The organism is Desulfotomaculum sp. (genome assembly GCF_982386235.1).
The window spans coordinates 19,305-31,295 of the sequence record NZ_CEVWQM010000002.1 but is presented as its reverse complement, the minus strand read 5'-3'; the positions used below and the strand labels follow the sequence as shown (position 1 = coordinate 31,295).

Here is an 11,991-nt window from a genome sequence, read left to right as displayed (position 1 = left end):
TCTGACAACTACTTTATGGGTAGTCATGATTTCCCATTTTTAAGTTAGCAGTAAGGGGGAATTTTCTATGGGAAAGGACGTAGTGTTTCGGTTTTCCTATGATGCCCATCTAGCTGCCTGTTTTGACTTAGGATGTCTTCAAAAAAGTGGCTACAAGCTAAAAAAGTATATCGATGGCTATCGATACTACCCTATAGGCAGCAAACACACCTATGTGATAAGAAATCCGCAGGTCATAGAAGTGGGTCAGCATGTTTCAACCTATTATTGGTCTGGCCACAGGAAATCCCGCAACCAGTTTAATTGTCTGGTAATACCCTTTAAAAAGGTGAAGTAGTACATATTAAAGGTGTCATTTAATTTATCAAATTGTGGCAATCATGAGGGGGGTGCGGGAAAAATATTGCCATCTCAAAATCATTTTGAAAGGACGGTAGCTAGATGAAACAAATTGGGTTGACGGGAAAGGCATGGTTAAAGGGTTTCCATATCTTCTTTGCCTGTTTATGGATTGGAGCGGCGCTATCCATGATTCTTCTTTCCTTTTTTAGAGGCCAACTTGCTAATGGAGATGAACTTTGGGCAGTGAATGCCTCTATAAAAATGATCGATGACTTTATCATTATACCTTCAGCAATGGGTTGTTTAATAACCGGTATTCTTTTTTCATGGTTAACAAACTGGGGGTTCTTTAAATTCCCCTGGATTATTGTCAAGTATGTTATCACCGTTGGTGCTATTTTGTTTGGAACCTTCTACCTTGGCACCTGGGTGAATGGTATGGAGGCTATCTCAAAAGTAGAGCGTCTTGCCGCACTGCAAAATAGTACCTATTTACAGTATGCCAAACTGAACCTTTACTTTGGATCTTTCCAGGCCTTTACTCTAATTGTAGCAGCCTTTCTATCTGTCTTTAAGCCTTGGGGTAAAAGGGGGAAAATCAATAAAAAGCACAATATTAAAGCATCATCAACATAACGTACTTGTAATGAGCAAATCATTATTTTTCTAATATCCCACGCCTTTTTCGCATTAGACAAACCCAGGCTCTAGGTGGGCTTGGATGCTTCGATTCAAAACGGCTTGAATTATACTTTTAACAAAAGGAGATAAACAATCATAAAAATAAAGCTCTTTCGACTCTATAGTCCAAGGAGCTTTATTTTTTATTGCTGTAGAAACCATATGTCATTGACTAAAAAACAATAAGGACCATTTATTGAAATTCAGCTTTTAAAAGGATATAATTTGTCTAGACAAGGTTCATTCGTTATGGAGGAGATACAGAGACCAGTGACTTTTAAACTTGATAATAGTCTGGGGTTTATTTTGAATCGTACAAATACACGCATGAAAAATAACTTGTTGCATCATTTTAAAGATTATGATGTAACGCCCGAACAATGGGCAGTTTTAAATCGTTTATGGGAGAGGGAAGGAATTTCTTCTACAGAACTGGCAGAATTGACTTCCAAAGATCAACCCACAACGGTAAGAATGCTAGCAAAGCTTGAAAAGAAGGGTTATATTACAAGAAAAGTTAACCCAGAAGATGGTAGGGCTTATCAAATTTTTCTTACTAGCGAAGGGCGTGCATTAAAGGATAAATTATTTCCGATAGCATTTCAGGCTCTCGATAAATCCCTAAAAGGTATCGATCGAAAGCAAATAGAGCAGGTTAAAGTAATTCTTAATAAAATCTTCGAAAATTTAGGTGGATAAGGTTTTTGTATATTAATACTTGTTTTGACAACTAATATTTTCATACGAATAATGATTTAACTAGCATTTTCCAGGAGGTAAAAAATGCTTAAAACTGAATTCGCAATTATATTGTTCTTACTAATTGGTTGCATGGCTTACCTCTTTTCAAGGAGAATATATTAAGCAGTAAGGGGGGTACTATGGGAAAAGCTTTGGTTTTTAAATTCTCTTTTTTAAATTCTCTTATGATGCCCATCTAGCTGCCTTTTTTGACCCTGAATGTCTTCGAAGAAGTGGATATAACTTAAGAAGTTTGTAGACGGTTACAGGTACTACCCAATTGGCAGCAAACAAACATTTGTCAAAAGAAACGCTTAAGTCGTTGAACTGGGGCTGCATATTTCAACTTATTTTTGGTGCAATAAATCAAGGTTTAGAAGCCAGTCAGATTGTTCAGTAATCCTATTCAAATATAAAGTGAGATAAATATTGGAAGTTCGTTCCAGGTATTTTCTTACTCCTAAACACACTAACAGCCAGACTACAAAATAATAGAAGGAGAAACGATTATGAACGAAAGACAATCTCTGTGGACCAAGGATTTCATCCTTATCTGTCTAACCAGTTTGTTTATGTTTACAAGCTTTTATTTCTTGATTTCTACTTTACCGATGTATGTTACCGGGGTCTTAAAAGGTAGTGAACGTAATGTTGGATATATTGTGGGGATTCTGACCATAACAGCAGTTTTAGTTCGTCCAATCTCTGGTTACATGTTGGATACGATGGGTAGAAAAGGTGTTGTGGTGTTAGCGTTAGTTGCTTTTGTGGCAGTAACCTTTGCCTATAACTTAGCAACAAGTATGCTTATACTTTTTCTGTTAAGGGCTGTTCACGGGTTTGCCTGGGGTTTTACCTCAACAGGTGCAGGAACCATAGCCAGTGATATTGTGCCTGCTGCAAGAAGAGGGGAAGGAATGGGTTACTACGGCTTAGCCGGTACCTTCGCTATGGCAGTGGGACCCGTATTAAGTCTTTATATTCTTGATAGGTATGATTTTAATACCCTATTTACCACTGGTGCATTCATTTCAGCCCTAGCCCTTTTATGTGTACTTGGTATAAAGAGCTTTGAAAGTAATATGGACAAGCCGAAAACAAAGATTGGCCTTAACAGCTTTTTAGAACCAAGGGTCTATTCCCTTTCAGTTGTAATATTCTTTGTTAACTTGACCTATGGAGGAATTGTTTCTTTTATAACTCTTTACGCAATGGAATTAAACGTTGCGAATGCAGGTATCTTTTTCATGGTTTACGGTGTGTCCTTATTGTTTGTGAGACCCTATGCAGGAAAAATCTTTGATAAACGCGGTCCGAATCAGATAATGTCCATCGGTTTCGTGGCTTTGTCCACTTCGTTTTTTGTTCTATTTATGGCAAAGGGCTATCTGATGTTTGTCATATCAGCAATAATACTGGGCATTGGCTTTGGCATTATACAACCAACCCTTCAGGCAATGGCTATCAATCGAGTTGAGCCATTTCGCAGGGGGGCTGTCAACGGCACAATCTTTACTGCCCTTGATTTAGGAATTGGCATTGGCTCTATCTTACTAGGGTTTGTTTCAAATACACTTGGGCTATCTTATATGTATCTTATCTGTGCCTTTATCGTTATTATCCCTATGGTGGTCTTCTTTTGGAAGGACGCCAAAATGCCAAGTAAACAGATCAGTTAGATATTGGCCTGTTTTCTGTTGCCAACTTCCGTGTTAGTCCACATAAATGGTCAAAGGTGTTGACCCGTTGATAACTATGTATAAAAATAAAGAGAAAATACGTTTTAGGTGGAGTTTATATGAATCGAGCGGATCTTAAATTTAGGGAAGCCACACAGGAAGATATTAATAACATTATGTTTATTGAGGATAATTCCTTTCATCAGGGTATTAAAGAAGAAAAGGATGTCTTTCTTGAACGAATATTTACATTCCCCACCGGTTTTCTGCTGCTGGAACATGAGGACAGAGTAATTGGCTATATATGTTCGGAGTTATGGAAGTATCAAGAAAATATAGATACAGTAAATCTAAAACTAGGCCATAGGATTAAGGGTATCCATGATCCCGCAGGCGAGGAATTATATATTTCATCGATGGGTCTATTGCCGGAATTTAGGGGTGAAGGGGTAGGGAAGTTGATGTTTGAGTCCCTCATCAATCGATTATTAAAGACATATCCCCAGATTAAAAGCATTGTATTAATGGTTTCTAGGAATTGGTTGACGGCACAAAGGATTTATCAAAGGAATGGCTTTAGGGAAGCAGCAATTATTCCAAACTTTTTTCAACCCCTTAGTTTAGAGCATCAAGACGGTATTGTTATGCGTAGAAGGGTGAAGAATATTCGCCATGGAAAACTATGAAAAGAGAGCTCGCCTAGAGTTAAGTAATTGGCAGGCTAAAATGATAAAACGACCCTCGCTTTTCAATAACTTGACCAAGGGGATGCAAAACAGAGTGAATCAATTGATCCCTGAACGGGTTCATCAGGCCATGACCACGGCCATTAAAAATCTGCTCCGAGCCACTTTAATCGGTTCGGAGTATACAACCCAAAAGCCCGTTTCCTTAAACTTAACCTTGGAGGAAAGAGAAAAACAGGTACAGAGTCGGTTGATATTCTATCGCAAGGCCGCTGCCTGGGAGGGGGCTGGCACTGGGGCCGGTGGGCTTCTGTTGGGTTTGGCCGATTTTCCGTTATTGCTTTCTTTGAAGATGAAATTTCTCTTTGAGGTGTCCGCTCTTTATGGCTATAATGTACGGGATTACCGGGAGCGGTTGTATATCCTGCATCTTTTTCAATTGGCCTTTGCCAGTGACAAGGGGCGCCGGGAAATCTACCAGAAAATCTACCACTGGCAGAGCACCGTACAAAAATTCCCCCCGGACCTACCCCTGCAGAGCATCGATTGGCGACAACTACAGCAAGAATATCGAGATTATATTGATTTGGTGAAGTTACTACAATTGCTGCCCGGCATTGGGGCTGTGGTAGGGGCCTATGGAAATTATCGGTTGCTAGATACCCTGGGAGAGACCGCTATCAATGGGTATCGGTTAAGGTACTTTAATAAATAGATGATTCGTAAGTAGGACCAAACACTTGAGTATCTGTTCATATAACTATTGACACATCGTAAAATCGGAATATAATAGAGTTATAACACATGAGCAGTCGCTCATATGTATGTGCAAGTTGTTATCGGGGAGGTCTGAATATGGCAAAAAAGCCGAACCCAATTGAAAAATGCTCTTGCGATGTAATCCATGAGGAAGTCATAAAGCAAGTGAAGGGTAAAATGCCTCCAGAAGAAACCCTCTATGACTTGGCAGAACTCTTTAAGGTATTTGGAGATTCAACACGAATCAAGATACTATGGGCCTTAGATGAAGCGGAAATGTGTGTTTGTGACATTGCTGCCTTACTGAACATGACACAATCAGCGATTTCACATCAACTTAGAGTCCTAAAGCAAGCTAGTTTGGTAAAGAACAGAAAGGAGGGTAAAGTGGTATATTATTCATTGGATGATGAGCACGTCAAACATATATTTAATCAAGGTTTAGTTCACATCAATGAGGACGATTAACCGTAAAATGAATCTAACATATCCCCCTCCAAGGAGCATCGGCTTTTTATGTCTGACATCTTTCGTTGAATAACCAATTAGTGCACGAATCTCCCTTCTGATCCCGTGTTTCATACCGATAGGCTAACAGGAGGTAATATTTTTTAGGTTTAAACATGAACATATAAGCAAGTATTCAAACGATGCAAAAACATAGGAGGCTGATAAATATTATGAAAAAGAAATTTATTCTGGAAGGTTTAGATTGTGCAAATTGTGCAGCCAAAATGGAGAAATCCATTTGTCAACTGGATGGTGTTAAAGAAGCTACTGTTAACTTTATGACCCGCAAACTTGTGATTGAGGGTGAAGCTGAAAAGATGGTCGCCATTATACAGGCGGCGGAAAAAATCATTAAAGACCTTGAACCAGATACCATACTGAAAAAGGCATAATAAAGGTGTTCAACGAAAGATAGGTAATCTTTTTTAGCCTTATATATGAATGAATGCTCAATTATTCATGTAATTATTTAAAGATCTCCGTCCAATACAGGGAAAATTTGTGCATAAAGGTCGTGTCGTAATGAAAAAACGTCTTTGGCGAATTCTTTTTGGGGCCGTGTTATTTATTGCAGCAGCGGTAATGAATCCAAGTGACCAATGGTTTAAGATTGCTTTGTATGGACTCAGTTATATCGTGGTAGGTTTGGATGTTGTAATAAAAGCCTGTAAAAACATTATTAAGGGTCGGGCCTTTGATGAAAACTTTTTAATGACTGTGGCCACCATTGGTGCAATGCTCATTGCGGAGTATCCAGAAGGTGTTGCTGTGATGCTATTTTACCAAGTAGGTGAGCTCTTTCAAAGCTATGCGGTTGATAAGTCAAGAAAATCCATTGCCAGCCTGATGGATATTCGACCGGATTACGCCAATGTAAAAAGAGGAGAGGAACTGGTAAAAGTTGACCCGGATGAGGTACAAACTGACGACATTATTGTTATAAAGGCAGGAGAAAAAGTCCCCCTTGACGGTATCGTACTTAAGGGAAAGTCAATGATTGATACATCCGCCCTTACCGGCGAGTCTGTTCCCCGTGAAGTAGAAGTGGGAAGTGATATTTTAAGTGGCTGCATTAACCTGAATGGAGTTATTACAGCTAAGGTTACAAAGGAGTATGAGGAATCTACCGTAAGTAAGATCCTGGATTTAGTTGAAAATGCAAGCAATAAAAAATCACATTCGGAGCAATTTATTACGAAGTTTGCCAGGTATTATACTCCGATCGTTGTTATAATAGCCGTTTTCCTTGCCATTATTCCACCACTGGTTCTAGAGGGTGCCACCTTTGGGGATTGGATATATAGGGCATTGTCATTTCTTGTGGTTTCTTGCCCCTGCGCCCTGGTTTTATCCATCCCCTTAAGTTTCTTTGGCGGAATTGGTGGGGCATCAAGAAAAGGAGTATTAGTAAAAGGAAGTAACTATTTAGAAGCATTAGCAGAAACTGAGATTATTGTATTTGATAAAACCGGAACCCTTACCAAGGGTGTATTTCTTGTACAGGAGATTCATGCAAAGGGAGTATCTCAGGAGGAACTACTGGAGCTCACTGCCTATGCAGAAAGCTACTCTAACCACCCAATTTCCAATTCTATCAAACAGGCCTATGCTAAAGAAATTGACAGTGGACGCATTGCAAATGTAGAAGAGATTTCAGGTCATGGTGTTATTGCAACGATCGACGGAAAAAAGGTCCTGGTAGGAAATAGTAAGCTCATGAAAAAGATGAATATGCCTTACTATGAAGGTGAGTTTATCGGTACTGTTGTGCACGTTGCAATAGACCATATTTATGCTGGTTATATCGTTATTGCCGATGAAGTAAAGGCCGACTCAGCACAGGCCATTAAGGAACTTAAGCACGCTAACATTAAGAAAACTGTGATGCTAACAGGTGACACACAAGCGGTTGCTGCAAAGGTTGCTAAGGAACTTGGTATAGATAAAGTATATTCCGAATTGTTACCAGGGGATAAAGTGGAAAAGGTAGAAGAATTATTGTTACAGAAATCAGAAAAGGGTAAACTTGCCTTTGTGGGTGACGGTATTAACGATGCCCCTGTTTTAGCCCGTGCAGACATTGGTATTGCAATGGGTGGTTTGGGTTCCGATGCTGCCATTGAGGCTGCAGATCTTGTAATCATGACCGATGAACCTTCTAAAATTGCCACAGCCATAAGAATTTCAAAAAAGACACTAGGAATTGCCCGGCAAAATATCGTGATTGCTATAGGTATAAAAGTAGGGATTCTCGTTTTGAGTGCTTTAGGAATAACGACCCTGTGGGCAGCAATATTTGCAGATGTGGGCGTTACGATCATCGCAGTATTAAATTCCTTCAGGGCATTAAACGTTAAAAAATTATAAGGGGTAGTCGATAACCCTGGATTATTATTAAGTACGCTATCGGTACAATTTAGAAACCTCCGATCGTGCAAAAAGGGGATTGACCTTTTAGTCAGTCCCCTTTAAATATTTTATACCGTTTTTATCCTTGAGGCTGGAACCATTACCAAATTGGCGTTATACTCTTTGATTTCCTTAACGTCAGATAGAAGTTCCAAGGAAGCTGTTTGCACCTGCTTTATTGATTCGTCTATCCGGTCGAGGCGCACTTCCACTTTTTGGAACCTTTGGTCTACCTGCACAAATCCCTTTTCAATATGGTTTTCTACACTGTCCATTCTTACATTTATACGATTTTCCAGGCATTCCATTTTCCCATCCATACGGTTTTCTAAACCGTTCATTCTCTCATCCATACGGTCTTCTAAACCGTCCATTCGATCGTTTATACGACTTTCTAAGTTATCCATTCTCCCGTTTATACGGTTTTCTAGGCATTCCATTTTATCATCTATACGGTTTTCCAAGCTTTCCATTTTACTATTGATGTTATTTTCTAAGCTTTCCACTTTACCATTTATCTGGGCTAATTGTTCGAAAATCTGTTTTAACGTTTCCTCCATTCGTACCCACTCCCTTAGTTTTAGTATAGTAAGGGGATTAGGTTAGCTAGCTGCCAATGATAATAGCCAAACATTTATGCAATAGGTCTTTTACGCATTAGACAAACCCAGGCCCTAGGGGGACTTGGATGGTTTGATTCGAAATGGCTCGAAACCAGGGAAAGGATCTCGAAGTAGGGTTCCACTGAGTTAACAATATCCCGGGCAGAACGCTGCGGTGGCCCTGGGACATCACGCCGTTCGTCCGCGTTGCCAACCAGACTAAGCCACAGACCATCCTTTTCTAAATGAGCAGCCACTTTTTCTGCAAAAATCCTCCGTTCTTCATCCGAATTATATGAATGAAAACAGCCCCTGTCAAAGGCAAGGCCAAATGGAGACCCCTCAATTTTGTTTAAAAGGATGTCATTCACCAGAAAGGTACAAGTGACATTATTGTTCGAAGCCTCCTCAACAGCCTTCTGGATGGCAATCTCTGAGGTATCAATACCTATTACAGCAAAGTTATTTTGGGCAAGCCAGATGGAGTTACTTCCTGTTCCGCAGCCAATGTCCAGTACTTGGCATGGCTTTATGGCCCTAGCGGTTACAGTCTGAATAAGGTTAAAATCAGGTCGGCCAAGATCCCAAGGAGTATTACCTGCTTTATATCTTTTCTTATAACCTTCCTCTATCATGGTCATATTTTTACCCCCCTATAATTTTACGAATATTCCGATGTGATTCTGTATTCAATTTTGCAATCCAGATTCCTTCTTCAACAATAGAATGGATTAAGATTTTCCCTGGATTAATTTGCCACCCCATTTTTCTTGAATTTTTCTTTTTAGGTGAAATAATCTAAACGATGCTTCCGTCAAATTATACGGATCAGCAAAAAGAAGGAAAGGGGGGCGGAAGGCCATTGCAACACCAGATATAGCCCAAGGCCTGATTGACCAGGCAATCCAAGGAAATGCAGCATCCTATGAAACCATTGTCAAACTCACACAGAGTGGCATCTATAATTTGGCCTTCCGCATCCTTAACAACCGGGAAGAGGCCCAGGATGCCACCCAGGAAGCCTTTATTAAGTTATATCAAGCACTGCCAAGCTATCGCGGGGAAGCTCGCTTTACCAGTTGGTTCTATCGAATTGCCATCAATGTTTGTCTGGATCGCTATCGGCGTAATAAAAGAATACGCGAGAACACAGTACCTGAATACACAGAACATCTGTCACCCCTTTCCACTAATGGACAGAGCAACCCGGAACAAATCTACCAGGCTAAACAAAAGCTTTTAGGGCTGCAAAAAGCCATTGATGAATTACCCGTAAAGTATCGGACTGTGATTGTGTTGAGGCATATGGAAGGCTTTAGCTATCAGGAAATTGCAGAAATTATGCAACTCCCGGTACAGACTGTCGGTACCTTGCTGCATCGTGGCAAAGCTGTACTACACAAAAAGTTAAATTTGTCCAAGGAGGGGAGGAATTAGCGTTGAAAAACTGTAAATGGACGCACCGTGATGCAACGAAATATTTAGATCATCCGTTATCCGAACCAAAAGAAAAACTCTTTAAACAGCATTTAGAAACATGCAGCCAGTGCCAACCGTTATGGGAAGGGTACGATGAACTAGATCGTCTGTTGGTTCAACTACCCAGAGAACCCGTTCCGGAAGATTTAACAAAAAATATCATGGCGGCAATCCAACCCCTGGCAAACTCCCAGAAAGTTTCGATAGAAGAAACAAACCATGAACTTTCCTGGTGGGATTTTATGCTTAAGGGAATTCCTCTTCTGGTTTCCTTTTCTATACTTGGCGTCATCACCTGGGTCATTTACCTGGGTCAAAAATATACCTGGCAGGAAACCCCCTTGTTAGTGTGGCAGAGTGTGGCAAAGATGTGGCATGGTTTCTACGCAACGATCAATCTGGCTGGCAATAAGTGCAGTCAAACTTTTTATTCAACCTGGGGTTCCGTATTTACCCTACCGGATCAATCCACCGGCCAATTTCTTAGCAAATTACTTTTATTCTTGACGAAGGCCACAACATACCAAAAAGTAATTGAATTTACGATACTGGCAGTGATTGCCTGGACAATTATTGCTATGATAACTGCTTTTATAAGCTCAAGAATATTTTTCGACCACGGAGAGGAGAGGACTTAGTGATTAAAAGATATTTGAAGTTATTTTTCAAATGGTTTACGTTGCTCCTGGCTATGATCTCCCTGGCTGTAGCCTTTAGTTTTTTAGAGAAAGGCGAACTGGCCAAGGAAATATCCTTTAGCCTAAATCTACCCAGTAAAGAAATGTGGCAAGAGGAAACAGCCGCCCCACCGGACATACAAGAAAGCGTAAATCAATGGGAATACCTCGGCAACCCAAATGAAATTATCCATGAACTAAAAGAACCTTCTAAACGGGTTAAATTAAGAAATGGTCAGGTGATGGGTACCCTTGAAGCGAAGGAAGTTCGCATCTACCAGGATGCACGGGTTGGCTCCATTGTGGCCAAAGAAATGGTGGCCATCTATGGTGGCACAGTTACCCAAGATGTGCAAGGCTCCCAAGTAATTCTGGCACCCGACATGCGTGCTGAACACGAAAGAAACCCAAACTATAGTTTCGATCCGCAAATAGAAAACAGAAACCAAGGAATTGTATATGGCAATGTTACCGGCGAGGATATTCAAACCTTTGTTGGGACAACGATTATGGGTAATGCCGGTTCAGAGGAAAGCCGCTTGGACTTGGCTGGGAGCATACAAGGTAAGGTCACTGGTAAGCAAATTATTCTACGCTCCACGGCCATCATTCATGGCGATGTGCTAACAAGCACTGAATCGGTGGTCATGGAACCAGGTGCCAATGTACTAGGCAAGATTATGAACACGGAAAATAAAGCCATCAGGATTGTTAAGGCCGAAACCCCAGGAGCTAATCTTTCCCATTACAATTCTGCCAACCGTTACGATGGAATGGAAAGGGTTGTGGTTCAAGACGAGAATAAAGCATTCCTATTCCTGCTTTGGCTGCCGATCTTACTGGGCATCCTGGCCGCCTTGTTCATAACCTATGGTTTCTTTACGAATGATGCGGCAGCCAGCATGGAGAATATCACATTAAGACCCCTGAAGACCTTATGGTTTGGATTTGTCTCAACTGCTTTGGGTATCCCTTTGGTATTTCTTCTGTTTATCACGATCATTGGTATTCCAATATCCATTGCACTGGGGATTACCCTCGTCCTGGCATCCCTGGTAGGCATGTCTGGTGTCTGCCTTAAGATTGGACGTAAGGTTAGCTCCGCCTTTGATCTAAAACAATTCTCCCAAGTAAAGGAAATGCTGTTGGGTATCCTGCTGGTAGCTCACCTGGTGTGGATTCCTCTGCTGGGTTGGCTGGTATTACTGGTTCTTGGCATTATGGGTCTGGGGAGTGTAACGATGATTTGGTACCCACGATTTAGGGATCGCTGGTCCCTATGGCGTCAGTCACGGAAACAAAAAAAGGAAGACAACCCAATAGAAAAATCCAGCGAAGAAACACCGATAACTATCGATGGTGGAGATACGAAAAACGAATAAGTATGATGAAGGGCAGCCATATTGGAGGCCCTTCATCATAAAAA

14 protein-coding genes are annotated in these 11,991 nt (G+C 40.7%); 12 read left to right on the top strand and 2 right to left on the bottom strand.

Going from position 1 to position 11,991, the window contains the following annotated elements; translation table 11 throughout:
* The first annotated feature begins 67 nt into the window (after positions 1–67).
* From AC1U9Z_RS01210 to AC1U9Z_RS01170, 9 genes are all read left to right on the top strand, one after another.
* On the top strand, positions 68–337 hold the full coding sequence (locus AC1U9Z_RS01210; RefSeq protein ID WP_479955389.1) for a hypothetical protein: 270 nt from the start codon (positions 68–70) through the stop codon (positions 335–337).
* A 104-nt stretch (positions 338–441) separates the two neighbouring features.
* Complete coding sequence (locus tag AC1U9Z_RS01205; RefSeq protein WP_333530686.1) at positions 442–978, top strand: DUF2269 family protein; 537 nt, start codon at positions 442–444, stop codon at positions 976–978.
* Positions 979–1,293: 315 nt separating this feature from the next.
* Positions 1,294–1,722: a MarR family winged helix-turn-helix transcriptional regulator gene (locus tag AC1U9Z_RS01200; RefSeq protein ID WP_333530685.1), complete on the top strand. Its 429-nt coding sequence runs from the start codon at positions 1,294–1,296 to the stop codon at positions 1,720–1,722.
* Positions 1,723–2,273: 551 nt separating this feature from the next.
* Positions 2,274–3,443, top strand: coding sequence for an MFS transporter (locus AC1U9Z_RS01195; protein WP_479955387.1), 1,170 nt, complete (start codon positions 2,274–2,276; stop codon positions 3,441–3,443).
* A 119-nt stretch (positions 3,444–3,562) separates the two neighbouring features.
* Positions 3,563–4,129: a GNAT family N-acetyltransferase gene (locus tag AC1U9Z_RS01190; protein WP_479955385.1), complete on the top strand. Its 567-nt coding sequence runs from the start codon at positions 3,563–3,565 to the stop codon at positions 4,127–4,129.
* Entirely contained in the window at positions 4,116–4,844 is a 729-nt protein-coding gene (locus AC1U9Z_RS01185) for an EcsC family protein (protein WP_479955383.1), read from the top strand. Before AC1U9Z_RS01190 ends, AC1U9Z_RS01185 begins: the two co-directional genes overlap by 14 nt.
* Before the next feature lie 140 nt (positions 4,845–4,984).
* Positions 4,985–5,356 (top strand): ArsR/SmtB family transcription factor, encoded by a 372-nt coding sequence (locus tag AC1U9Z_RS01180; protein WP_333530681.1) that lies wholly within the window; start codon positions 4,985–4,987, stop codon positions 5,354–5,356.
* A gap of 212 nt (positions 5,357–5,568) precedes the next feature.
* Entirely contained in the window at positions 5,569–5,790 is a 222-nt protein-coding gene (locus AC1U9Z_RS01175) for a cation transporter (protein ID WP_479955381.1), read from the top strand.
* A 130-nt stretch (positions 5,791–5,920) separates the two neighbouring features.
* On the top strand, positions 5,921–7,765 hold the full coding sequence (locus tag AC1U9Z_RS01170; RefSeq protein ID WP_479955379.1) for a heavy metal translocating P-type ATPase: 1,845 nt from the start codon (positions 5,921–5,923) through the stop codon (positions 7,763–7,765).
* Between the two features lie 110 nt (positions 7,766–7,875).
* On the opposite strand, the gene AC1U9Z_RS01165 is transcribed toward AC1U9Z_RS01170, so the two are convergent.
* Together AC1U9Z_RS01165 and AC1U9Z_RS01160 are read right to left on the bottom strand one after the other, a co-directional pair.
* A complete protein-coding gene (locus tag AC1U9Z_RS01165) occupies positions 7,876–8,367 on the bottom strand; it encodes a hypothetical protein (RefSeq protein ID WP_479955377.1) in 492 nt (163 codons plus the stop codon).
* 74 nt (positions 8,368–8,441) lie between these two features.
* Positions 8,442–9,044, bottom strand: coding sequence for a class I SAM-dependent methyltransferase (locus AC1U9Z_RS01160; protein WP_333530916.1), 603 nt, complete (start codon positions 9,042–9,044; stop codon positions 8,442–8,444).
* A gap of 226 nt (positions 9,045–9,270) precedes the next feature.
* Between AC1U9Z_RS01160 and AC1U9Z_RS01155 the strand changes: the two genes are divergently transcribed.
* The 3 genes from AC1U9Z_RS01155 to AC1U9Z_RS01145 are packed head-to-tail and all read left to right on the top strand — an operon-like array spanning position 9,271 to position 11,947.
* Complete coding sequence (locus AC1U9Z_RS01155) at positions 9,271–9,846, top strand: RNA polymerase sigma factor (protein ID WP_442886061.1); 576 nt, start codon at positions 9,271–9,273, stop codon at positions 9,844–9,846.
* 2 nt (positions 9,847–9,848) lie between these two features.
* Entirely contained in the window at positions 9,849–10,526 is a 678-nt protein-coding gene (locus AC1U9Z_RS01150) for an anti-sigma factor family protein (protein WP_479955375.1), read from the top strand.
* Complete coding sequence (locus AC1U9Z_RS01145; RefSeq protein WP_479955373.1) at positions 10,526–11,947, top strand: polymer-forming cytoskeletal protein; 1,422 nt, start codon at positions 10,526–10,528, stop codon at positions 11,945–11,947. Before AC1U9Z_RS01150 ends, AC1U9Z_RS01145 begins: the two co-directional genes overlap by 1 nt.
* Positions 11,948–11,991: the final 44 nt, after the last annotated feature.

Excerpts from the sequence above, each read along its gene's own strand:
- AC1U9Z_RS01205 (WP_333530686.1), top strand. The coding sequence starts at position 442 with ATGAAACAAATTGGGTTGACGGGAAAGGCATGGTTAAAGGGTTTCCAT.
- AC1U9Z_RS01165 (WP_479955377.1), bottom strand. The coding sequence starts at position 8,367 with ATGGAGGAAACGTTAAAACAGATTTTCGAACAATTAGCCCAGATAAAT.
- AC1U9Z_RS01195 (WP_479955387.1), top strand. The coding sequence starts at position 2,274 with ATGAACGAAAGACAATCTCTGTGGACCAAGGATTTCATCCTTATCTGT.
- AC1U9Z_RS01160 (WP_333530916.1), bottom strand. The coding sequence starts at position 9,044 with ATGATAGAGGAAGGTTATAAGAAAAGATATAAAGCAGGTAATACTCCT.
- AC1U9Z_RS01175 (WP_479955381.1), top strand. The coding sequence starts at position 5,569 with ATGAAAAAGAAATTTATTCTGGAAGGTTTAGATTGTGCAAATTGTGCA.
- AC1U9Z_RS01185 (WP_479955383.1), top strand. The coding sequence starts at position 4,116 with ATGGAAAACTATGAAAAGAGAGCTCGCCTAGAGTTAAGTAATTGGCAG.
- AC1U9Z_RS01210 (WP_479955389.1), top strand. The coding sequence starts at position 68 with ATGGGAAAGGACGTAGTGTTTCGGTTTTCCTATGATGCCCATCTAGCT.
- AC1U9Z_RS01180 (WP_333530681.1), top strand. The coding sequence starts at position 4,985 with ATGGCAAAAAAGCCGAACCCAATTGAAAAATGCTCTTGCGATGTAATC.
- AC1U9Z_RS01170 (WP_479955379.1), top strand. The coding sequence starts at position 5,921 with ATGAAAAAACGTCTTTGGCGAATTCTTTTTGGGGCCGTGTTATTTATT.
- AC1U9Z_RS01190 (WP_479955385.1), top strand. The coding sequence starts at position 3,563 with ATGAATCGAGCGGATCTTAAATTTAGGGAAGCCACACAGGAAGATATT.